Annotated in this window: 21 protein-coding genes; 18 read left to right on the top strand and 3 right to left on the bottom strand. The window is 61.0% G+C overall.

What is annotated here, in order from left to right:
- From RMO51_RS06560 to RMO51_RS06530, 7 genes are all read left to right on the top strand, one after another.
- Nucleotides 1-369, top strand: a 369-nt coding sequence (locus tag RMO51_RS06560) for a signal peptidase II (protein ID WP_310393118.1), incomplete at its 5' end; no start/stop codon positions are given.
- Nucleotides 370-460: 91 nt separating this feature from the next.
- The gene (locus RMO51_RS06555; RefSeq protein WP_310393116.1) at nt 461-871 is read left to right on the top strand and encodes a hypothetical protein; all 411 of its coding nucleotides are present in this window, start codon (nt 461-463) and stop codon (nt 869-871) included.
- A 25-nt stretch (nt 872-896) separates the two neighbouring features.
- Nucleotides 897-2,969: an ABC transporter ATP-binding protein gene (locus tag RMO51_RS06550; RefSeq protein ID WP_310393115.1), complete on the top strand. Its 2,073-nt coding sequence runs from the start codon at nt 897-899 to the stop codon at nt 2,967-2,969.
- Between the two features lie 260 nt (nt 2,970-3,229).
- Nucleotides 3,230-5,698 (top strand): ribonuclease R, encoded by a 2,469-nt coding sequence (gene rnr, locus RMO51_RS06545; protein WP_310393113.1) that lies wholly within the window; start codon nt 3,230-3,232, stop codon nt 5,696-5,698.
- Between the two features lie 229 nt (nt 5,699-5,927).
- Entirely contained in the window at nt 5,928-6,899 is a 972-nt protein-coding gene (locus RMO51_RS06540; RefSeq protein WP_310393111.1) for a polyprenyl synthetase family protein, read from the top strand.
- 118 nt (nt 6,900-7,017) lie between these two features.
- Nucleotides 7,018-7,671: a rhomboid family intramembrane serine protease gene (locus RMO51_RS06535; RefSeq protein ID WP_310393109.1), complete on the top strand. Its 654-nt coding sequence runs from the start codon at nt 7,018-7,020 to the stop codon at nt 7,669-7,671.
- Between the two features lie 96 nt (nt 7,672-7,767).
- Nucleotides 7,768-8,037 (top strand): PLD nuclease N-terminal domain-containing protein, encoded by a 270-nt coding sequence (locus RMO51_RS06530; protein ID WP_310393108.1) that lies wholly within the window; start codon nt 7,768-7,770, stop codon nt 8,035-8,037.
- A 123-nt stretch (nt 8,038-8,160) separates the two neighbouring features.
- Here RMO51_RS06530 and RMO51_RS06525 read toward each other — a convergent pair whose 3' ends face one another.
- The gene (locus tag RMO51_RS06525; protein WP_310393106.1) at nt 8,161-8,781 is read right to left on the bottom strand and encodes a hypothetical protein; all 621 of its coding nucleotides are present in this window, start codon (nt 8,779-8,781) and stop codon (nt 8,161-8,163) included.
- Nucleotides 8,782-9,689: 908 nt separating this feature from the next.
- Here RMO51_RS06525 and RMO51_RS06520 point away from each other — a divergent pair.
- The gene (locus tag RMO51_RS06520) at nt 9,690-10,076 is read left to right on the top strand and encodes a helix-turn-helix domain-containing protein (RefSeq protein ID WP_310393104.1); all 387 of its coding nucleotides are present in this window, start codon (nt 9,690-9,692) and stop codon (nt 10,074-10,076) included.
- 364 nt (nt 10,077-10,440) lie between these two features.
- Here RMO51_RS06520 and RMO51_RS06515 read toward each other — a convergent pair whose 3' ends face one another.
- Together RMO51_RS06515 and recF are read right to left on the bottom strand one after the other, a co-directional pair.
- Nucleotides 10,441-10,749: a DUF721 domain-containing protein gene (locus RMO51_RS06515; protein WP_310393103.1), complete on the bottom strand. Its 309-nt coding sequence runs from the start codon at nt 10,747-10,749 to the stop codon at nt 10,441-10,443.
- 73 nt (nt 10,750-10,822) lie between these two features.
- On the bottom strand, nt 10,823-11,938 hold the full coding sequence (recF, locus tag RMO51_RS06510) for a DNA replication/repair protein RecF (protein ID WP_310393101.1): 1,116 nt from the start codon (nt 11,936-11,938) through the stop codon (nt 10,823-10,825).
- Between the two features lie 233 nt (nt 11,939-12,171).
- On the opposite strand from recF, the gene pdhA reads away from it, so the two are divergent.
- The 10 genes from pdhA (at nt 12,172) to RMO51_RS06460 (ending at nt 23,055) form a co-directional block, all read left to right on the top strand.
- The gene (gene pdhA, locus RMO51_RS06505) at nt 12,172-13,176 is read left to right on the top strand and encodes a pyruvate dehydrogenase (acetyl-transferring) E1 component subunit alpha (RefSeq protein WP_310393120.1); all 1,005 of its coding nucleotides are present in this window, start codon (nt 12,172-12,174) and stop codon (nt 13,174-13,176) included.
- A gap of 62 nt (nt 13,177-13,238) precedes the next feature.
- Nucleotides 13,239-14,006: a tetratricopeptide repeat protein gene (locus RMO51_RS06500; protein WP_310393100.1), complete on the top strand. Its 768-nt coding sequence runs from the start codon at nt 13,239-13,241 to the stop codon at nt 14,004-14,006.
- 221 nt (nt 14,007-14,227) lie between these two features.
- Complete coding sequence (ribH, locus tag RMO51_RS06495; protein WP_310393098.1) at nt 14,228-14,704, top strand: 6,7-dimethyl-8-ribityllumazine synthase; 477 nt, start codon at nt 14,228-14,230, stop codon at nt 14,702-14,704.
- A 183-nt stretch (nt 14,705-14,887) separates the two neighbouring features.
- Complete coding sequence (locus tag RMO51_RS06490; RefSeq protein WP_310393096.1) at nt 14,888-15,271, top strand: TraR/DksA C4-type zinc finger protein; 384 nt, start codon at nt 14,888-14,890, stop codon at nt 15,269-15,271.
- A gap of 202 nt (nt 15,272-15,473) precedes the next feature.
- A complete protein-coding gene (locus tag RMO51_RS06485; protein ID WP_310393094.1) occupies nt 15,474-17,495 on the top strand; it encodes a pseudouridine synthase in 2,022 nt (673 codons plus the stop codon).
- A gap of 77 nt (nt 17,496-17,572) precedes the next feature.
- Nucleotides 17,573-18,313: a type III pantothenate kinase gene (locus tag RMO51_RS06480; RefSeq protein ID WP_310393091.1), complete on the top strand. Its 741-nt coding sequence runs from the start codon at nt 17,573-17,575 to the stop codon at nt 18,311-18,313.
- The gene (locus tag RMO51_RS06475) at nt 18,300-19,643 is read left to right on the top strand and encodes a hypothetical protein (protein WP_310393090.1); all 1,344 of its coding nucleotides are present in this window, start codon (nt 18,300-18,302) and stop codon (nt 19,641-19,643) included. Before RMO51_RS06480 ends, RMO51_RS06475 begins: the two co-directional genes overlap by 14 nt.
- A 73-nt stretch (nt 19,644-19,716) precedes the next feature.
- On the top strand, nt 19,717-20,289 hold the full coding sequence (lptC, locus tag RMO51_RS06470; RefSeq protein ID WP_310393088.1) for an LPS export ABC transporter periplasmic protein LptC: 573 nt from the start codon (nt 19,717-19,719) through the stop codon (nt 20,287-20,289).
- Nucleotides 20,290-20,365: 76 nt separating this feature from the next.
- Nucleotides 20,366-20,629: a hypothetical protein gene (locus tag RMO51_RS06465; RefSeq protein WP_310393086.1), complete on the top strand. Its 264-nt coding sequence runs from the start codon at nt 20,366-20,368 to the stop codon at nt 20,627-20,629.
- A 302-nt stretch (nt 20,630-20,931) separates the two neighbouring features.
- The gene (locus RMO51_RS06460; protein WP_310393084.1) at nt 20,932-23,055 is read left to right on the top strand and encodes a SurA N-terminal domain-containing protein; all 2,124 of its coding nucleotides are present in this window, start codon (nt 20,932-20,934) and stop codon (nt 23,053-23,055) included.
- The last annotated feature ends 147 nt before the right edge of the window (nt 23,056-23,202 follow it).

The raw sequence follows: 23,202 nt of genomic DNA, 5'->3' as shown, positions 1-23,202 counted from the left end.
GGCGGTTACACCGCCTGCATGGCCCTCATCCTGGGCGGCGCCGTCGGCAACCTGATTGACTCCGTTTCCTACGGCGTCATCTACGACAACGCCCCGTTCGGCTCGCCCACGCGCTGGTTCTACGGCCAGGTCATCGACATGATTTTTGTGCCCCTCTACCGAGGCTATTTTCCTGCTTCCTGGCCCATCATCGGCGGCAAATACAGTTCAGGTTTCCCCATTTTCAACATTGCTGACGCTTCAATCTCCATCGGAGTAGCCTTGATTCTGCTCAACCAAAGCCGCTTCTTTAAGCAGCAAGAGGAAAACCAGGCCGTTGATACAGAGCGCGCCGCATTGGTAGCTCCCGATTCAGAGAACCGGGCGTAGGCTAGAGCAGGAGAGAAACCAGCCGCCCTAGCCAGAACGTCATGCTGAGCGCAGCCGAAGCATCTTTCCCGCTAAGCTCTCATGACGTGTAATGGAACATCTACAAGCATTCATCGAGTCATTCATTGCTAAGCGCTACAAAGACAATTGGCTGCATAAGATTGCGCGTGCCAAGCCAAATCATGATATAGTTCGTGGCATGGATGCACTTCACCGCGAACTAGACGAACGATATTGTGAGCAGTTACCCAAAGGCAGCCAGCAGCAAGAAATTTCATTCGTGCTGAAAGCTATTGCTGAATACAAGCTGACGACGTGCTACGTATTGTCGGCCCATGAGCCATTCAATCAGAAGACGATGCCTATCGCTGAAGCGTTGAGTGAAATAGTTGGTAGTAGCAGCACGACTATTATTTCCTTTCTGCCTGGTAAAGTAGCTTACTTTGAAGGTCACTCAATCGGCGACCGATACATGTGCATCAACAAAAAGCCTAGCTATTAACTCATTCTAGCATCATTCACGCCCTGTGCCCAACCCCCTCCTCATCGTTTCCAACCTCACCATTGACTTCTCCAGCCACCGCGGCGACGTGCGGGCCGTGGATAACGTGTCGTTTGAGCTGGACCGGGGCGAGACGCTGGCTATTGTGGGGGAGTCGGGCTCGGGCAAATCCGTGACTTCGCTGGCCCTGCTCGGGCTGATTCCGATGCCGCCCGGCCGCATTGCCAGCGGCAGCGCCGTGTTCCTCTCCGAAAAACTCGGCAATACCGACCTGCTTAAACTCTCCGAAACCGACCTGCGTCAGGTGCGCGGCAACGACATCGGCATGATTTTCCAGGAGCCGATGACCTCGCTGAACCCCGTGTACACCTGCGGCAGCCAAGTGATGGAAGCCCTGCGCCTCCACACCGACCTCAGCGAAGCCGGCGCTAAGGCCCGCACCATCGAGCTGTTCACCGAAGCGCAGCTGCCACGCCCCAAGGGCATTTTCGGCAGCTATCCGCACGAAATCTCGGGCGGCCAGAAGCAGCGCGTGATGATTGCCATGGCCATGGCCTGCCGCCCGGCTCTGCTCATTGCCGACGAGCCCACCACCGCCCTGGACGTGACGGTGCAGGCCCGTATGCTGCGCCTGATTGACGACCTGCGCCGCCAGCACAATACGGCTGTGCTCTTCATCACCCACGACCTCGGCGTGGTGGCCGAAATTGCCGACCGCATTCTGGTGATGTACCGGGGCAAGGTGGTGGAGCAGGGGGCGGTGTTGGATATTTTTTCAAATCCGCAACATCCATACACAAAAGGTTTGTTGGCGTGCCGTCCGCGCCTCTCGGTGGGCCGGAAACGCCTGCCCGTGGTGGCTGATTTCATGGGCGAGGATGCCAGTGGGCAGCTGTTCGCCCAGCCCGTGCCCGGGCTTCCGCTGCCAGATGAGGCACTTGCTGAATCTTCGTCCGCGGTGGAGGCTCAGCAGTTACGGGATAAAACTGATACCGCCAAAACGTTTCCCGTGGAACATGGAGGTTTGGGGGATGTTCCACGGTCAGAACCTGGTTCGGTGCAGGCGTCAACCTCACCCCCTGACCCCCTCTCCCGCGGAGAGGGGGCACCGGTTCTGCGCGACGAGAAATTCAATGTTTCAGCTTCAGAAGAAACATCGACTGCTGCTGATTCCATTGCATCATTTCCAGCTTCGGGTTTTTCTCAAGCAGCAACCCAATCGCTAGACTCCCCCTCTCCGCGGGAGAGGGGGCCGGGGGGTGAGGTTCCGCCCGCGCCACTCCTGGAAGTCCAAAACCTCCAGGTCTACTTCCCGCTCCGCAAGGGCTTCTTCCGCCGGGCCACCGATTACGTGCGGGCCGTGGACGATGTCAGCTTCACGCTCTACCCCGGCGAGACTATTGGGCTGGTAGGGGAGTCGGGCTGCGGCAAGACCACGCTAGGCCGGGCCCTACTTCGCCTCACGGAACCAACGGCGGGCAGCATTCGATTTGAAGGAACCGATTTGGCGAAGCTCTCGGCTGGGGACTTGCGCCGCCGCCGCCGCGACTTGCAACTGGTGTTTCAGGACCCCTACGCCGCCCTCAATCCGATGCTGACGGTGGGGGAGGCCATCTGGGAGCCCATGCGGGTGCACAACGTGGGCGGCACCCGTCCGCAACAGAAGGCGAAGGTGATGGAGCTGTTACGCACCGTGGGGCTGCGCGACGAGCATTTCCAGCGCTACCCGCACGAGTTCAGCGGCGGGCAGCGGCAGCGCATCTGCATTGCCCGGGCGCTGGCCTTGCAGCCCAAGCTGATTGTTTGCGACGAGTCGGTTTCGGCCCTCGACGTCTCGGTGCAGGCGCAGGTCCTGAACCTGCTCAACGACCTCAAACGGGAGTTCGGCATCACCTACTTGTTCATCACGCACGACCTGTCCGTGGCCCGGTTTATGAGCGACCGGCTGCTGGTCATGCACCAGGGCCGCATCGTGGAGAGTGGCCCGGCGGCGGCCATCTATGCCCAGCCGCAGCACGAATACACCCAGGGCCTGCTGGCTGCCATCCCGAAGGACAGCCTAGCCGACATCGAAGCCGCCGTGGCCAGCCGGGCCTAACGCCAGGCAGATGTAGAGACGCATATTTGCGTCTCGTCCTTGAACGGAATTGCCCCCAACGTTCCGAACATGTTGTCGCAAGTATCAATCCCTGCGGTGCATACGATGAGACGCAAATATGCGTCTCTACACCAGCCAATCTACACGCTACAACCTAGCGGCTGCGGCCGCGTTTTACTTACCGGGCCGTTCATTCGGCCATTCATTTTTCCGCTCTCGCCGCCTGCGACCAATCAACTTTTCGGCGGCCCACTTTTTACATGAACACCCCCAACGAACCCAAGGCCCCCCGCGCCAAGCGCGAAAAGCCGGAGCCAGCGCCCATCAGCCAGCAACAAGTGCTGAGCGCCTTCACTGAGAATCCTACTAAAGTCCTTGCCTACCGGCAGCTCTCGCGCCGCCTCGGCGTCACGACCAAGGGCCAGCGCGAGGAAATCTTCGCCCACATTAAAGTCCTGCGCAAGCAAGGGCTGATTACGCTGCTGCAGAACGACGAATACCGTCTGGCCGATACGAACGCCGTGGCTACGGCTTTGATGCCGTCCAGCGCTCGCAAATCGACCAAGAAAGCGGACTTGCCAGTGGAACCGCCCCGCAACCGTTCGGTGCAGGCCACCTTCGGCCAGGACCCCATCGTGCACCGCCGCCGCGCGGCCGGCTTCGATTACGTGGACGGCGACGACCGGCCCGAGCGCGCGCCTTCCAACACCGTCATCGGCACCGTCGATTTGGCCACGCCCAACTTCGCCTTCGTGGTGCCCGAGGGCGTGGACGCCGGCGACGACATCCGCGTGTTTACCGACCAGCTCAAATTTGCCCTCCAGGGCGACGTGGTGCGGGTGCGCCTGCGCAGTTCGCGCGACGGCCGGCCGGTGGGCGACGTGGTGGAGGTGCTTAAGCGCCAGCGCCCCGAGGTGGTGGGCCGCCTGCAGGTGCAGGGCACGCTCGGTTTCGTGAAGCCGGACAACCGCAAGGTTTACTTCGACGTGTTTGTGCCGCCGCATCTGCTGCACGAGTCGCGCAACGGCGACAAGGTACTGGTGCGCATCACCGAGTTTCCGGAGGATAGCGGCCGCCAGCCGGTGGGCGAAGTCATCCGCAACTTCGGCGCGGCCGGCGGCAACGAGGCTGAAATTAACGCCATCATGGCCGAGTTCGGTCTGCCGTTTGAGTTTCCTGAAGAAGTGGAGACGGAGTCGGAAGGCATCAGCGAGGTGATTGGCGAGGACGAGATTGCCCGCCGCCGCGACTTTCGCAACGTCACCACCTTCACCATCGACCCGGCCGACGCCAAGGACTTCGACGACGCCCTGAGCATCGAGAAGCTAGAAAACGGTCACTGGGAAATCGGCGTGCACATCGCCGACGTTACCCACTACGTGCGCCCCGGCACCGAGCTGGAGCGCGAGGGCAAGCACCGCGCCACCTCGGTGTACCTGGTCGACCGCGTGATTCCCATGCTGCCCGAGCGCCTGAGCAACGGCCTGTGCTCGCTGCGGCCCCACGAGGACAAGCTGACCTTCTCGGCCGTGTTTGAGCTCGACGAAGCCGGCAAGCTGTACGAGTCGTGGTTCGGCAAAACCATCATTCACTCCAATCGCCGCTTCAGCTATGAGGAGGCCCAGGAGCGCATCGAAAGCAAGGCCGGTGACTACGCCGAGGAGATAAACGTGATGAACGACATGGCGCACAAAATCTGCGCGCAGCGCTTCCGGCAGGGCGCCATCACCTTCGAAACCCAGGAGGTGAAGTTCCGCCTCGATGCCGCCGGCAAGCCGCTGGGCGTGTACGTGAAGGAGCGCAAGGACGCGCACAAAATGATTGAGGAGTTCATGCTGCTGGCCAACCGCAAGGTGGCCGAGTTCGTGTTCAACCTCAAGAAGACCAAGCCGCGCTTCACCATGGTGTACCGCACCCACGACGCGCCCGAGCCCGAACGCCTGCAAACCTTCGCCCTGTTTGCCCAGAAATTTGGCTACAAGCTCAAGCTCGAAAACCCCAAGAAAATCAGCACCGAGCTCAATAGCCTGAGTTCCGAAGTAATGGGCAAGCCCGAGCAGAACGTGCTGCAAGGGCTGGCCATTCGCACCATGGCCAAGGCCATCTACACCACCGAGCCGCTGGGCCACTTCGGCCTGGCCTTCGACCACTACTCGCACTTCACCTCGCCCATCCGCCGCTACCCCGACATGATGGCCCACCGCCTGCTCGAACACTACCTGCTGGGCGGCAAGAACGTGGATGCCGAGCCCGTGGAAGACGAGTGCAAGCATTCTTCGGCCCGCGAAAAGCTGGCGGCCAACGCCGAGCGCGCCAGCATCAAGTTCAAGCAGGTGGAGTTCATGGCTGCCGAAATCGGCAACACCTTCAAGGGCGTGGTGTCGGGCCTCACCGAGCGCGGCATGTACATCGAAATTGAGGAGAATAAGTGCGAGGGCATGGTCCGCATCAGCGACATTCCCGGCGACTTCTTCGAGCTCGACAAGGACAACTACCGCATCGTGGGCCGCAACAACAAGCGCATCATCCAGTTCGGCGACGAGATGATGGTGGTCGTGAAATCGGCCAACTTGCTCGACCGCACCATCGACTTTGAGCTGGTGGACGACCGCCCCGACTCCGTAAAAAAGCGCGAAGCCGAGGAGCGCAAGCAGCGCAGCAGCGAACCCCGCGGCTACCGTGACCACAGTGGCAGCCCGAAGGGCGGCCACAAAGGCAAGCGCCGGTAACCGGAACCTCACGAGACCCCTACGGGGCGGGCCCCGGTTCGCTTAAAGCGCGAAGCCCGCGGAGAGGGGGGCCTGCCGATTGATGAAGCCCCGGCTCTACCCAGAGTCGGGGTTTTTCTATTGATGCCAGCAGTACCCTGTTTATTATTTCAAGGACTCTCGGCTCCCCTCTCTTTTGGAGAGGGGCCGGGGGTGAGGTTCCCTGCGCCTGCCGTTCTTTGCGCCGCCTATGACCCCAGCTGATTTCCCCGCCCAAATCACCGCCGCCCTTGCCCAGCTCAGCTACGGCGAGCAGCCCGACACCCTTTACGCCCCCATCCGCTACATCATGGGCTTGGGCGGCAAGCGCATCCGGCCGCTGCTCACGCTGCTCGGTGCCCACCTCTTCACCGACGAGCTCAGCGGCATCATCAAGCCCGCGCTGGCCACCGAAGTCTTCCACAACTTCACCCTGCTCCACGACGACCTGATGGACCAGGCGCCCCTGCGCCGCGGCCAGGCCACGGTGCACGAAAAGTGGAACCCCAACGTGGCCATCCTCAGCGGCGACGTGATGCTGGTGCGCGCCTACGAGCTTTTCCTGGACGTGGAGCCGGCGTTGCTCCCCACCGTCCTCGCCCGCTTCGGGCAGACGGCCGCCGAGGTTTGCGAAGGCCAGCAGTGGGACATGAATTTCGAGACCGAGCCCCAGGTCAGCATCGCCCAATATCTGGACATGATTCGCCTGAAAACGGCCGTGCTCCTGGGCTTCTGCCTAGAGCTGGGCGCCCGCCTGGCCGGCGCTTCGGAGGAAGATGCCGAGCACCTGCGCCAGTTCGGCACCGACATTGGCTTGGCCTTCCAGTTGCGCGACGACCTGCTCGACGTGTACGGCGACGCCGCCACCTTCGGCAAGCGCGTGGGCGGCGACATCGTTTCCGACAAGAAGACTTTCCTGCTACTCACCGCCCAGGCTCAGGCCAACGAGTCCCAGCAGTTCATCCTGCGCCAGCTCATCGCCCAGCCCGTGGCCGATGCCGACGCCAAGGTGGCCGCCGTGCGCGGCATCTACGACGAGCTCAATATCCGCCCCCAGACGGAAGCCCTCATCAACGATTACTTCCAGGATGCCCTCCAGCACTTGGAGCGCGTGGCGGCCCCCGCCGAGCGCAAACAGCCCCTGCATCACCTCGCGCTCCAGCTCATGGACCGGGAAAGCTAGTTGTCAGTTGCTCGTTGTCAGTTGTCAGTTTGTTTGGGACGACTACTTTTTGAGCTAACAACCGACAACTAATAACTGATAACTGATAACTGATAACTGATAACTATATCCTTTTCCCGTGCTCAATCCCGTCCTCATTCTCATTGGCCTTACGGTCGCCATCTCCGCCTACGCTTGGTCCAAAACCGAGCTGATGGAGTCCTGGATTATGCAGCCCTACCTCATCGCCCGTTCCAACGGGCAGTGGTACCGCCTGCTCACCTCGGGCTTCCTGCACGCCGATTGGGGACACCTCTTGTTCAACATGTTTGCCTTCTACTCTTTCAGCCCCGTGGTGCTGTCCACGCTGGCGGCCAATTACGGCCCGGGGCTGGGCATTGGGCTCTTTCTGGTGCTCTACCTGGGCGGCATCATCGTCTCCGACTTACCCACCTACTTCCGCCACCGCGACGACCCCGGTTACCGCAGCTTGGGCGCCTCGGGCGGGGTGGCGTCGGTGCTGTTTGCCAGCGTCCTGCTGTTTCCGGTGAACAACAACGGCGGGGGCATCATCATCTTCCCCATTCCGATTCCCATCCAGCCCTTTCTGTTCGGCTTCCTCTACCTGGCTTATTCCTACTATATGGGCCGCCGACGGGGGGACAACATCAACCACGACGCCCATTTCTACGGCGCCCTCTACGGCGTCGTGCTCATGTTAATCCTAATGCCCGCCGCTGGCGCTGAGTTCGTTAGTCAGATAGCTGCTTTCATACAAGCAAAGCTTTCATAATCAGTGATTTGAGCTTGAAAATTCAATTTCTCATATCTATTTGGATGGGGTTGCGTAAGGGAGCACAAGCTTATTCTCTCACCTTACCATTTCGCCATGCGCACCTTTTCTCCTTTTGTTTCCCGCGCGTCTTTCGCGGCCCTTTTGTTACCTCTGGCGGTGTTTGTTTCTTCCTGTTCTGGTCGCAACAGCAATGGCGGCCTGTCCATTTTTGGGGTTCTCTACCTCATCCTGGCTATCGCCGCCGTCATCAGCTTGCTGAAGCAAGACTGGGAACTGCCGAAAAAGCTTCTCTGGGGGGCCATCATCTGGTTCTTTCCCTTCGGGGGCTCCATCATCTATTTTCTGTTCTCGGGGCGCAAGTAGTCCCCGTTTCTGGCTAATCAAAGAGCCCCAACCACAGTCACTGTGGTTGGGGCTCTTTGCTTCTCTCTGTTTGCATCTCGACGCCAGCAACTGCCAGTATTGAACCGTGAACCGGCCTTGCGGCTACTTCAATAGGCGCTTCTTTTCCAGTAGCGCCACGCCCCGTAGCAACTCGGTGCTGTTCGTGATTTGCGTCATTTGCCAATGGTCGCCTTGGCGGCGCAGCTTCACCTCCACCACCACCGTGGTGTCGTATTTGGGCTGCGAGACCTCCAGCCCCACAAAGGCATTGTCGCCTTCCTCGCGGGCATACTTCACGCCCTTGAATTTGCTGTCCGGGCTCACGATTTTACTGGCCAGTCCGGTTAGCGAAACCTTCACCGCGCGCTTGGGCGCAGCCGCGGCAGCCGCCTCCAGCGAGCCGGTTTCAACGTAGCGCTGCACTTCCTGGTGAGCCGCCTTGGCCAGGGCCGGCTTCAGCAGCCGCATCGCGCCGCCCAGCATCAAGCTGCCGCCCGGTAGCAACGAGCTGATTGCGGAGCCTTGCTGCGCCATATCATCCACTAGGTGGCTGGTCACGCTATTCACGTCCACGTATTTTTCGAACGCTACCATGTCGTGGGTCTGCACAGCGGCGGCGGCAGAAACTAGCGCGCCCTGCGGGCCATTCTTCAGGCTTCGGTAGTAATAGTAGCCCCCTGCTCCCAACGCCAGCAGCAAGACAAATAAAAGCAGTTTTTTCATGGACAATTAAGCAAAATGGATGAGGCACAAAAGTACCCGAAACCTCGGGTCTGATTGAGACTGACGTACTGACGTACGGGAAGCGCGCTCAACCGCTTCTTCCTCGATTTCCGTCGTATCCATCTAGGCTGTTTCCAGGTTGCTCACGGGACGCTTCGGCGTGCCTTCCAAGGCCGTGCTCAGCTTGCTTTAACTCTACCGAAGGGCAAGTCCCTTGAGGCCACAGCGGGCCGCGTCTTGATAGTACCTATTGTACGCTTTGCCATTCGGCCTCGGCGCTGTCAAACGCGGAGTTGCTGTTTCAGCGGGGTGTCACACCAATTCTAGCTGAACCCTCAATTGTTCTTGATTGCTGTTTTCTATCCTTTCATCGGATTCCCGAGCCAGCCACTTACTTACTGGTCGACTAGCTGCCGCGCTCAAGCTCGCCCATCTGGTTCTGTGTTTGCCCCGCTCCATCATCATTTTCGGACTGTTACGATGACCCGCCCCGTCCCGAGGAACCTTGATACGGCGATTATAGAACGATTATCCAGCACTGCGTTTTGCCCTGGATTGTAGACAAATTTCCAGTCCTTGGCCCAGGTCAGCTCCCTTCTCGCGAAGCAGATTAAGGCATCGCCGTTTTGTTTCGACCGGGCTACACCCACTTTCGTGAGATAAGCGCAGCTACGAAGAGTATACCGTACTGGACATCATTTCTGCGTGGTGCATCAAGCTTTACATGGTTGTTGCATTGATGTACGTGATGATACGAGATGTTACACAAGTTGCTCACAAATTACACTGTTACAAAGTAGGTGTTACAGAAGCAATGGCGGCTTAAGCGTATCATTATTGTTCGAACAAATTTGTATAATTACCATGAATTTAACATATTTGCATTCGCGTTACGGAATACCATAGATATGCCACATCAAGGTGAAATTCTGCAAGAAGCCATCAAAAATAGCGGTATTTCCATCACGCGTATTGTAGAGGAGCTGGGTATCACGCGCCCGACTATCTACCGTAAATTCAAAGAGGAAACCATTGATTACAACTTTGTAAAGCGCGTGGGGGCTATTATCAATCATGACTTTTCCAATGACTTTACATCTGTGCAACAATCCTCTTTGCCATTTGTAACACCAATTCTGAAGCCGTCTGTTACAAGCAATGTTACACAACGTGTAACACCCTTGCAAAACATCGATTCTGACCCGTTTAAGCAGCTTTCAGTCCTTCAGGCAAAGTATATCGCCCTTCTGGAGTCTTACAATGAGCTTTTGCTTAAAGTGTATGGACCCAAGTGACAAAAATGTTCCACGTGAAACATTTTTGTTCAGCTTTGATGGCAATGATAAAAGTATGAAACAGAGGGGTGGTACACTTTGGAGTAGCGCTATAGTATACTTCAGCCTCGCAAGCACAATAAGAAATCTGGTCACTGGGGGTGGCAGCTCTTGGGTTTAGCGCGAGCAGATTGCTTACCCTGGCTGTGGAGAAAAATCCAACGAAGCGATGCGCAATAATCCCAGAAGAGGGAAATCAACGGCATCATAAAAAGAACAATGATTCAGTTGGCGCTCCTCGTAGGAGGTAAACGAACAAAGGCTAAGAGAGCGTGCTGCTCGCTCAGAAAACGCAACCAGTAAAAGGGGAGGGTCGGAACGACGCCTACAGGAAGATGACCTCCTTGATAACGGTTTCGCCTACTTCGGCATTGATGAGCTCGGCCACCCGGGTCTTGGCCATGAGGAGCTCGTGCTTGAGGGGCGCGGAGGTAAGCCGGACGAAAAGCCGGCCTTGGTTCACGTACACTTCTTGGGTTTTCAGCGCCACTGCTTTGCCCATCACCCGCTCCCAACTTGACACCACCGTTACCTCGTTAAGCTTGCCCTGCAAGCGGTAAGTTCGGACCAAAGCTTCAAGCCCTTCCTTAATTGAGATGTCGCCTGAGCGGGAGGAGAAGGAGGGCTTTTTCACAGGATAAGTCGGTCGCCACAAAAGAACCGTTTTGTTCCTGACACGAGGCTGCAAAGGTAGCGCTTGGAGGCGGCTAAACGGGCGATACGGTGCCGTTCTGTACCCTAAAGCGAAGAATAGGAATAGTGACTCTCGCCAGCGCCTGGTCGGTGCGCGCCAGGTTGGTGTCGGTGAGAAATACCTGGCCGAATGTTTCATCAGCGACTAACTCAAGCAACCGGGCAATTCGTTTGTCGTCGAGCCGGTCAAAGATGTCGTCGAGCAAAAGAAGCGGCTTGTGCTGCTGTTTGGCGGCCAACATTTCGAACTGGGCTAGTTTGAGCGCAATGGCAAAAGATTTCTGTTGCCCCTGCGAGGCGTGGCTCTTGACGGGCTGCTCGCCCATGAGGAACACGAAGTCGTCGCGGTGCGAACCGATGGTGCTGCGTTGCAAGGCAAAGTCGCGGCGCTCATTGCTGCGTAGCAACTGGGCAAATTCGGCGCCGAGCAACTGGCTCTTGTAAGTAAGAGTGACGACTTCGCGGCCGTCCGCTAACTGTAGGTAGTGGCGCTGAAAGATGGGCACGTACTCGGCCAGAAACGCCGCGCGCAAGGCGGTGAGCTGCTGGCCCAGCGGGGCTAGCTGCCCATCGAGGGCCAGCAGGTAGTCGCGGTCGAAGCCGTGGGCGGGGCGGTCGGCCCCTTGCTTGAGCGCAGCGTTGCGCTGGCGGAGCAGGGCGTTGTAAGCCATGAGCATTTCCAGAAACTCGTGGTCGAGCTGGGCCATGAGGCTGTCGAAATACTTGCGGCGCTCTTCGCTGCCTTGGCGAATGAGGTCGGTGTCGTAGGGCGAAATGAGCACGGCGGGGTACTTGCCAATGTGGTCCGCCATCCGCTCGTACGGCTGCTTGTCGTGCGTGAGGGTCTTTTTTTGACCCAAGCGCAAGCTTACTTGAATGGTTTCGCGCTCGGGCACTGAATCAGCCGAAAAAATACCTTTAACTACAAAGAAATCAGCACCTTGCTTCACGCAGAGTGCATCGGAAGCGGTGATGGCGCTTTTGGTGAGCGATAAGTAGTGGATAGCGTCGAGCAGGTTGGTTTTGCCACTGCCGTTGTCACCGACGAAGCAATTGAGACCGGGGGATAGGCGCAGCGCGGCGTCGTCGTAATTTTTAAAAAAAAGCAGCTGGAGGGAGTCGAGGGTCATGGGGGTTCGGTATTGCCAGCAGTTTTACGTAATTTCGCCCTCCCAACGCGAAATATTCCTTTCCTCAACGTGCTATGGCGGACACGAAAGTAAAAGCTGCTCCCAAAAAATCGTCGGCACCCAATGGCACAGCCAAAGGAACGGACAAGGCCGTGCCCACCGTGCGCCAGCCCGACCCCGTGATGCCTGGCACCGACGCGCCCACGGCCGCCGCTTCGGGCAGCGACGCGCCCATGCCCGCGCCTTCCACCGCCACATTCCCCAAGGAAACCTATTTGCGCTGGTACGAGCAAATGCAGCTCATGCGCAAGTTTGAGGACAAGGCCGGCCAATTGTATGGTCAGCAAAAAATCAAGGGCTTCTGCCACCTCTACATTGGCCAGGAGGCGTGCGTGGCGGGAGCGACATCCGCGCTGCAGGAAGGCGACAAATACATTACCGCTTACCGCGACCACGCCCACCCGCTGGCCCTGGGCACTTCGCCAAATGCGGTGATGGCCGAACTGTTTGCCAAAGCCACCGGCTGCTCGAAGGGCAAGGGCGGTTCGATGCACATGTTTGACAAGGCGGTGAATTTCATCGGCGGGCACGGCATCGTGGGCGGGCAGGTGCCGATGGGCGCCGGCATTGCCTTCGCCGAGAAGTACAACAAGACGGGCAAGCTCTGCATCTGCTCGATGGGCGACGGCGCGGTGCGCCAGGGGGCCCTGCACGAAGCGTTCAACATGGCCATGCTGTGGAAGCTGCCGGTCATCTTCGTGATTGAAAACAACGGCTACGCCATGGGCACGTCGGTGGCGCGAACCTCGAACGTAACCGACCTCTACAAGATTGGCTTGAGCTACGACATGCCCTCGGAGCCGGTGAACGGCATGCGCGTGGAAGACGTGCACGCGGCCGTGGCCCGCGCCGCCGAGCGCGCCCGCGCCGGCGAAGGCCCCACGCTGCTCGAGTTCAAGACCTACCGCTACAAGGGCCACTCGATGAGCGACCCGGCCAAGTACCGTACCAAAGAAGAGCTGGAGGACTACCGGCATCGCGACGCCATCGAGGGCGTGCGCCACACCATCCTGACCAATCAGTTTGCGACGGAGGCCGAGCTCGAAGCCATTGACGAAAAAATCAAGGCCCAAGTGAACGAGGCCGTGGAGTTTGCCGAAGCTTCGCCTTACCCCACGCCCGACGAGCTGTACAAGGATGTGTACGTGCAAGCCGACTACCCCTACATCCACGACTAAACAACCCGGCCCTCCTGGCCACCCGGCTTGCACGCAGGCCCCGTAGTAGCAATACCCCCGTAATGTCGAAGATTCCCTTTACTGGCAAGAGCCAGCAGGCCCGCCAGGGGCAGCCCACCCAGAACGTGCCGGCCGACCCGCTGGCGCCCGCCGAAAACCTGCCGGCCGAAAACCCGCTGCTCGAAGACCCGGACGCCTTGGCCGCCCGCTTGGTCGAGTCGGAGGATTTCGTGCGCTCCAACCGCAACCTGCTGCTGGGCATTCTGGCGGCCGTGGTGCTGGCCGTGGTGGGCGGCTTTAGCTTCTACACCTGGCGCAACCAGCAGGACACGAAGGCCCAGGCCAGCATGTTCCGGGCGGTGAACAACTGGGAGGCCGACTCGCTGAAAAAGGCCATCAAAGGCGACGGCAAAGCGCCCGGTCTGACCACCGTGGCCAACGAGTACGGCAACACCAAAGCCGGCAACCTGGCCAATTTCTACGCCGGCGTGGCTTCGCTCAAGCAGGGCCAGTACAAAGCGGCGCTTGATTATCTTGAAGACTTCAGCTCGGACGACTACCTCGTGCAAAGCCGCGCGTACTCGTTGATGGGCGATGCCCAACTGGAACTCAACAAGCCCAAGGAAGCGGCCGACCTCTACGCCAAAGCCGCCGACCACAACGCCAACGAATACTTCTCGCCCGCCTACCTGATGAAGGAGGCCACGGCCCGCGAGCTGGCCAACGACCTGCCCGGCGCAACCAAGGCGTACGACCGGATTATCACGGAGTATCCCACGGCCCAGGAGGTCGCGGAAGCCCGCCAATTCAAGGCCAAGCTGGAGAAATAAGCCAGCCGCAGCCGCTGCACATGCCGCAAGTCCGCCGATGAGCGTCGCGCTTCTCCAGCCCGGAGAAGCGCGATTTTTTTAGCCAACGGCTTTGCCTCCTTTGTGTTTTTGGTACTCATTAACTATTCAAAACGCGCCGCATTGCGGCCGGCGCCAACTGAGCCAGCCAATTGAGCCAGTAGCACCTGCGACATCTGCATCATTAGCAACATCTGCGATTCATGGCAACTGCCCTCCAAAACCTGAGCGACTACGACGCTTCCACCTTTATCGACATCAGCGAAAAGCGCTTCGGGCTGGTGGTGGCCGACTGGAACCGCGACATCACCGACGTGCTCAGCGCCGGCGCTCACGAAACCTTGTTGAAGCACGGCGCTGCCGCCGAAAACATCTACCGCAACACCGTGCCCGGTAGCTTCGAGCTAACGCTGGGGGCGCAGTTCCTGGCGCAGCACGAGGAGATGGACGCCGTGATTTGCCTGGGCGTGGTCATCCAGGGCGAAACCAAGCACGACGATTACATCTGCCACGCCGTGGCGCAGGGCATCACCCAAGTGGGGCTGAAGTTCAACAAGCCCGTCATTTTTGGGCTCGTGACCACCAATACCTTAGAGCAAGCCTGGGACCGGGCTGGCGGCAAGCACGGCAACAAAGGCGTGGAAGCGGCCGTGGCGGCCATCCAAATGCTGGGCTTTTAGCAATTGAAGAAAAAAAGGCCCGAACCCCGTAACTTTGCGCCGCTAAATCAAGCATGCAACGGCTTTGGGTGGAAGTAGCAGCACTCCTCGGATGCTGCCAAACCATTTAGCAGCTTGGGGCGTTGGGGTTCGGTAAAGCGCCACATTCCCATAATCTTCTTCCGCAGTTTTTTTGCCCATTCAATGAACGAGGATAACATTCGCTACTCCCGGGAGGACCTCAGTGAGTTCGACCAAATCATTCAGGAGAAACTGACGGCCGCCCGCAAGGAGCTGTCTTTCATCAAAGAAACCCTGAACCGCAGCAACGACTCCGGCACCGACACGACGGCCTCTTCGGCCAAGGTGCTGGAGGACGGCGCCGACACCGCCGAGAAAGAGAGCATGAACCAACTGGCCTCGCGCCAGATGAAGTTCATCCAGCAACTGGAAAACGCCCAGGTGCGCATCAAGAACGGCACGTACGGCGTGTGCATCGGCACCGGCAAGCTCATTCCGAAGGACCGCCTGCGCGCCGTGCCCCACACCCAGCACTCCATCGAAGCCAAAATGGCCCGGCGCGACTAAGCTGTCCGGTAGCCCGAGGCCCGAACCTGTGAGCCGGCGCTGCGGCGGCCGTCTGGCAGGTTCGGGCTTTTGCTTTTATCTTGACCAGGCGATGGCCCCCGTTTCGTGGCTGGGTTCATAAGCCCCGGTGTGGGTAGCGGCCGCATTAAAAAACGTAGAATTTCATCGGTACTGTAGCGATACAGCACGCAACTTTTCCCCCATGGGCAAGAAACATTTTTCAGAAGATAAGGCGGACCGTCGCGGCGGCCGCAGCAATTCGGGTGGCCCCGGCGGCTTTGGCGGCGGCGGCCGGAGTGAGCGGCCGGGCCCCGGCGGGCCGGCGGGCCCGGGCGGCGAAAGAGGCGGTGACCGCGGCAGCTACTCCGCCGCCCGGCCCGGCAACGGCCGCCCGGCGACCAACGGCGCTTTCGGGCGCCCCGCCGCGAACGGTGCCTTTGGGGGCGGGCGCAAGGTTGGCGAAAGCGGCGGCAGCTTCGGCAACAAAAGCGGCTTCGGCGGCAAGAGCTTTGGCGGCAAGGAATACAGCCAACGCGAGCCCGGCGGCTTCCGCGCCCCGGCCGACCGCTCGGAGCGGCCCCGCCCGGGCAAGGAGCAGCGCACCGGCACCAGCTACGGCCGCACCGCCGAGCCGCGTCCGGAGCGCAGCGGCTTTGGCCGCGACCGCGACGAGCGGAACGACCGCGGCGAGCAGCGTGGCCCGGCCGCCCCCGACGCCCGGCCCATCCGCCCGTATCAGCCCCGGGAAAACTGGAACGGCCAGCCCTACCGCCGCGAAGGCGAAAAGGCTGTGCCCCGCGGCCTGCCCGGCGAGCGCAACCGCAAGTTTCAAAAAAGCAACCCCAACGAGTCGGACGCCGGCAGCACGCCCCGCAGCAGCGGCAGCTTCGGCCGCAGCACCCCCCGGGAGCCCGAAGATTTTCCGCGGTCCGAGGAGCGCGGCCCGAACCGGCCCATCCGGTCGGCGCGGCCGTTCGAGGCCAACCCGCCCCAGCCGCGCGAGGAGCGCAGCGAGCGGCCGGCGCGCGGGGATGACCGGCGCGACGAGCGACGGGATTTCGGCGGGGAGCGGGAGCGCGACGGGGGCGACGAGCGCCGCCGCGACGAGGCCGCGTTTGGCCGCAAGTTCACGCCCGGGGCCTTTGGCAAGCGCGACGACGCCCAGCACGCCCGCAGCTTTAACTCGCGCAGCACCGGCGAACGACCGGCCAGCTACGAGAAGCGCGGCCCGGCCGAGCGGTGGTCGCCGGCTCCGGGCAGCTTTGCCGAACGCCGCGAGGCCCTGAAGGCCCAGGAGCGCAGCGTGCGCCGCTCGGGCACCGGCTACGGCAGTGCCGTGGACAAGCCCCGCGAAGCGCGGCCCGCCCGCCCCGCCGTGCAGGAAAACCGCGCCGACAAGCCCCGCTTCGGCGAGCGCCCCGGCGAGGCGCCCGACTACAAGAGCTTGAAACATTACGAAAACGACAAAACCCGCGGCAACAAGCGTCGGCGCGCGGAGGACGAGGACTTCGGCACCGATGAGCTGCGCCTGAACCGCTACATCGCCAACGCGGGCATCTGCTCGCGCCGCGAGGCCGACGCGCTGATTGCCGCCGGCGAAATCAAGGTGAACGGCGAAGTGGTGACGGAGATGGGCTACAAAGTGCAGCCCGAGGACACCGTGCAGTACGGCAAAACCAACCTCAACCGCGAGAAGTCGGTGTACGTGCTGCTCAACAAGCCCAAGGACTTCATCACCACCACGGAGGACCCCGAAGGCCGCCGCACGGTGATGGACCTGGTGGCCAGCGCCTCAAAGGAGCGCATCTTCCCGGTGGGCCGGCTCGACCGGAACACCACCGGCCTGCTGCTCTTCACCAACGACGGGGAAGTGGCCCAGAAGCTTTCGCACCCCTCGCACAAGAATAAGAAAATCTACCAGGTTGAACTCGGCCAGCCGCTGGCCGAGGAAGACCTGCGCCGGATTGCCGAAGGCCTGGAGCTGGAAGACGGCAAAGCCACCGTGGACGACGTGGCCGTGGTGGCCGGCAACCCGCACTTCGTGGGCATTGAAATTCACATCGGCCGCAACCGCATCGTGCGGCGCATCTTCGAGCACCTGGGCTACGAAGTAGTGGCCCTGGACCGCGTGCAATACGCCGGCCTCACCAAGAAAGACCTGCCCCGCGGCAAGTGGCGCTTCTTGAGCGAGCAGGAGGTAATTCGACTGAAGTACTTCTTGTAGTGGTTAACGGTCAGTGATTAGTGGTTGGTGCTCAATCGTAAAGTCTTGGTTCTCACTAACCACTAATCACTAATCCCGTGCGCACCCTCGCCCTCGACATTGGCAACACGGCGGTGAAGGCCGGCGGTTTCGAGGACTCTGTGTTGCGCGAGATGGCGACTGGCCTCACAGCGGCGCAGGTGCGGGAGCTAGTGCGGCACTGGCAGCCGCAGCACGTCATCGTGTCCTCCGTAGCGGATGATGCAGCGCTGCAAGCGGAAGAACTGCGAGGGTTGGTGCCGAATGAAATTCTCATCTTCGACCCCGCCACCACGGCCGTCCCGCTCCGCAATGCCTACGCCACGCCGCACACCCTGGGCGCTGACCGGCTGGCGGTGGCCGTGGGCGCGGCCGGCTTGCGGCCAGACCAACACGTACTGGTCGTGGATGCGGGCACGGCCTTGAAGGTTGACCTCGTGACGGCCGACGGCACCTACCGCGGCGGCAGCATCGCGCCGGGCCTCGGCATGCGGCTGCGGGCGCTGCACACTTTCACGGGGCGACTGCCGCTGCTCGCGCTGCCCGCGGCCGATGCAACGATTCCGCTCACCGGCGACTCCACTACGGGAAGCCTGCTGAGTGGCGTGGTGAACGGGGCCGCGGCCGAAATCACGGGCTTGATTGCCCAGTACGAGCAACTCTATCCCAGCCTCGGGGTATTGCTCACCGGGGGCGACGCCGCGTTTCTAGCGGCCCGGCTCCCGGCTCGTATCTTTGTCGTCCCCGGGCTGGTGCTGCTCGGGCTTAATCGGATTTTAGCTTATCATGTTGACAAATAAAGCGATGGAGCGCAGGGGGTTGGGCGTGGGGCTGGCGGTCGCGGCGGTGCTGGGGGCAAGCGGCGCGCACGCGCAGGGCCTCGGCAACTCCCCGTATTCCCGCATCGGCCTGGGCGAGTACAACGCCAACACCGGCGGCGTGCGGCAGATGAGCATGGGCGGCGTGGGCTTGGCCGCGCCCAACGCGGTTAACGTGAATGAATTGAACCCAGCGCTGCTGTACTATACTTCGCGCACCACATTCGAGGCCGGCTACAACGGGCAGTACAAGACCGTGCAAAACGCGAAATCGTCCAGCCGCAGCGGCAACGCCACCCTGGGCTACTTCGCCTTGTCGGTGCCGCTGAGCACGAAGTGGGGCGCGGCCGTGGGCCTCAAGCAGGTGAGCACCGTGGACTACGAGGCCAATACCATTGAGAACGTCGTGGGCACCCCCGAAACCGAACCGGCGCGCGTGCTGAACCAATACAAGGGGACGGGGGGCGTGTCGGAGGCCTACTTTGGGCAGGGGTACCGCATCACCAAGAGCTTTACGCTGGGGTTCACCGCGTCCTACGTGTTTGGCGTGGTGGACGAAACCACCGGCACCACCGTGCAGATTGCGAACAGCACCAACCGGCTCATCAACTCGGTGGACCGCGAGCACACCCGCTACTCGGACTTTGCTTTCCGAACCGGCGCCCACTACCGGCAGAAGCTGGGCAAGTCGCTGAGCATGAACCTGGCGGGCGTGTACAGTTTCGGGCACAGCCTGAACGGCCAGCGCGACCTGACCCAGGAGCAGCAGTTTGCCGACGACGGAACGCTGGCGGGCCCCGCGGCGGCGGTCAGCAACACTCGCGGGCGCACCGAAGTGCCGGCCCTGGCCCAAGTCGGCCTGAGCCTGGACAACGACAAGAACTGGAGCGTCAACTTCGACGCGTCGCAGCAGCAGTGGTCGAAGTTTCGGAGCTTCGGCGATGCCGGCGTGCCCCTGAGCAACACGCTGCGCCTGGGCCTGGGCGGCGAGCTTACGCCGGACCCGGGTTCGGTGGAGCACTACTTTCAGCGCGTGAGCTACCGCGCCGGCCTCACCCTCGCGCAGCTGCCGTACCAGCCCGGGGGCAAAACGCTCTACGACCGGGCCGTGAGCTGGGGGTTTGCTTTCCCGCTGCCCACGGCCACGCCGCTGGAAGCCACGACGTTCAGCCTCGCATTTACGTACGGCGTGCGCGGCAACACCGACCTGCTCGGCGATGCCGGAGCCAGCAACGTGCAGGAAAACTACATCCGGGGCCAGCTGGGCGTCACGCTCAACAACCGCTGGTTCATCAAGCGGCGCTTGCAGTAAAGTGCCGGCCACGGCTGGCCGGCGCGCTTGCAGCGGGGCGCTGGAATAACTTCACCCATACGGCTTTCACCACGTGAACGGACTCAGGCGCGGCGCAGGATGCGGGGCATTGCTGGCGGCGCTGGCAATGGCCTTGGTGGGCTGCGATAAAAAATCCGTCACCGGCCCCCGGCTGGTTTACACCGGCCCGCTGGCCGAAACGACCAACGTGCTGATGCTCGTTAGCGACTCGGCCAAGCTCAAGTTCCAACTCACGGCGCCGCTGGAGCAGCAGTTCGAAAACGGCGACGTGCTGTGGCCCAAGGGCGTGGAGGTGAAGTTTTACTCAGCCGATGGAAAGAGGACGGTCATCAATACCCTGACGGCCAAGTACGGGAAGTCCGACAAGGCCAAGAACCTGTACATCATGCGCGGCGACGTGCGGGTGGTGAACGTGCCGCAGGAGCAGCGGATGAACACCGAGGAGGTGTTCTACGATAAGTCTAAGCGGGTGATTTACACCGACTCGGCCATGTTCGTTAAGGTCACCACGCCCACGGAGTACCTGACCGGCTACGGCCTGACGGCTAACCAGGACTTCTCGCGCTACCGCATCACCAAGCCGGAAGGCATTTTTGCGGCGCCCCCGGTCGCGCCGGCGCCCTAAGCTTCCCCGCAGCTTAGGCCCGTCGGAGCCTTCCGGCAATCGCGCCAATCAACGGCTACTATTAATTCACAGCGCTATGACTTTCGATAAATCCTTGCTCCGCACCGTTCTTTTCGCCGTGGGCGTGGTGGCGGTGGTCATTGGCATCTACCAGACGATACTATTCAACGACTTGGCGGCCAACTACTGGATTTTCATGGTCTCAATGGCTTGCTGGATGCCCTTGCTCTACTGGCGGCAGCAGGAGCGGCTGGCCGCGAAAGTTGCCGAGCAGCAGGCCAAACTGGCCCAGCAGGCGCGGGCCAAAACGCCGGCCAAATCGGCCAAAAAACGCCGCTAGCCTTCGCGCTAAATTGCTCCTGAGCACCGCCTGGAACGGGAGGCGTTCGGCGTGCCACTGCGCGGGAAAGCGGCTGCCAGGAGGCCGGGTTTCGGCCAATGCCTCCGGCCGCTGGCCCGGCTCCGGGCACTTAAAATCTGGCCGGGCTTTGATTGCCGGTCAAATCCTGGTTATTTTGCGCCTCTTTTGACCGAAACAAACTAGTTGTCAGTTGCTCGTTGTCAGTGGTCGGCTCGTGCCGAACCACTGCCGGCGAATACGGACTGACCACTGACAACGAATAACTGACAACTTTTTAAGGAATGGCTTTAATTAACACGATTCGAGAAAAATCAGGCGTGGCGGTGGGCCTCGTGGCCATCGGCATGCTGCTCTTCATTGTGGGCGGCGACCTGATTGGCGGCAACAATCGGCTCTTCGGCCGCAACGACCAAACGGTGGGCGAAGTGGCCGGCCAGAAAGTGGAGCTCAACGACTACAACAACGCCCTGGAGCAAGCCAAGCAGTCCTTCGCGGCCCAGCAGCAGCGCCAGCCCGACGAGCAGGCCCTCGGCTACCTGCGCGACCAGGCCTGGAACCAGACCATTTACCGCCTGGCCTTTCAGCCGGAATGGGCCAAGCTGGGCCTGACCGTGTCGGACGATGAATTGGTGGACATGGTGCAGGGCGACAACATCAGCCCCGGCATCAAGCAGGCCTTCACCGACAAGGCCACCGGCCAGTTCGACAAGGCCAAGCTCATCGAGTACCTGAAGAACCTCGACAAGCTGCCCCCCGAAGCCCAGGCGGCCTGGCGCAACTTCGAAAATAACCTGCCCGCCGAACGCCTGGCCAATAAATACAACGCCCTGCTGAAAAACTCGGTGTACGTGACCACCGCCGAAGCCAAGCGCTTCGACACGTTCCAGAACACCAAGGGCACCGTGAAGTACCTGTTTGTGCCCTACGCCAGCATTTCCGACTCGGCCGTGAAAGTGACTGATGCGCAACTGCAAGCCTATCTCGACAAGAACCAGGGCCGCTACAAGGTGGAAGACGGCCGCTCGGTGGAATATATCACCGTGCCCGTGGTGGCTTCCAAAGAAGACAGCGCCGCCGTGAAAACCTCGATGGGTGAGCTGGCCACGCAGTTTGCCTCGGCGCCGGTCGATTCGCTGTTCGTGTCGGCCAACTCGGAGCAGCCCTACAACAAAGCCCTCCGCAGCCCCGCCGACCTGCCCGAAGAACTGCGCAAGCAGCTGCCCCTGGCGGCCGGCAAAATCTACGGCCCCTACGCCGAAAACGGCACCTATTCGCTGTATAAGGTGACGAGCGTGGGCACCGGCGCCCAGTCGGCGGCCCGGGCCAGCCATATCCTCATCAAGGCTGACGCGGCCACGCCCAACGGCAAAGCCGTGGCCAAAGCCAAGGCCCAGGACCTGTTGAACAAAATCAAAGCCGGTGCCGACTTTGCCGCGTTGGCCCGGCAGTTCGGCACCGACGGCACCAAGGAGCAGGGCGGCGACCTGGGCTGGTTCGGCCAGGGCCGCATGGTGCCCGAGTTTGAAAAAGCCATTTTCGCCGCCACGGCCCCCGGCCTGCTGCCCAACGTGGTGGAAACGTCGTTCGGCTACCACGTCATCAAGGTCACGGCCGCGCCCACCAAGCAGACGTATCAGGTGGCCGAGGTGAAGAAGACCATCGCCCCGAGCGACGGCACCCGCGAAGCCGCCTACGCCAAGGCCCAGCAACTGAAGGGCGACGCCACCAACCTGGCTAGTTTCCGCCAGCTGGCGACCAAGGACAAAACCCTGGTAAAGCAGGAAGCCAAGAACCTGGACCGCGCCGCCCGCAGCGTCAACAACCTGCAGAATGCCCGCGAACTGGTGCGCTGGGCCTTCGGCTTCAACCAGAGCGGCGACGAAACCAAGGTGGGCGACGTCTCGGAAGTGTACGAACTGGGCGACCAGTACGTCATTGCTGCCCTCACCGACCAGCGCGCCAAGGGCACGGCCTCGGTGGCTACCATGAAACCGGAGCTGTCGGCCCTGGTGCGCAACGAGGAGAAAGCCAAGCAAATTATGGCCAAACTACCCAAGGCCGGCACGCTGGAAGAAATGGCCGCCAAGTACGGCCCCACCGCCCAGGTAGGTACCGCCCAGGGCGTGGTGCTAGGCCAGGGCAACCTGCCCAACGTGGGCTTCGAGCCGCTGGCCGTGGGCAAAGCCTTCGCGCTGAAGCCCGGCCAGAAGTCGGCCGCCCTACAGGGCGAACAAGGAGTGATACTGGTGGAGCCCGTGAGCACAACTCCCGCGCCCGCCACGGCCGACCTGAAGGCCGTGCGGCAACAGCTGGCCCAGCAGCGCGCCCAGCAGCAGGACGGCAAGATTTATGAGGCCATCAAGGCCCACGCCAACGTGAAAGACAACCGCACAAAGTTTTTCTAGGCGCCGTTTCGCCAGCTTGAAAAGGGCCGTACCTTCGGGGGCGGCCCTTTTTCTTTTTTAGCTTTCATGGCAAGCAGCGAAAGGCAAGGGCGGCGGCTGGTTGGACTTCTGCGTTGAACGAACATCCCGAGACCGTGCGTTTGGTGC

This window comes from Hymenobacter sp. (assembly GCF_031398885.1).
GTDB lineage: Bacteria > Bacteroidota > Bacteroidia > Cytophagales > Hymenobacteraceae > Hymenobacter.
The sequence above is the reverse complement of the archived record's forward strand: the minus strand, read 5'-3'. Positions and strand labels throughout refer to the sequence as shown.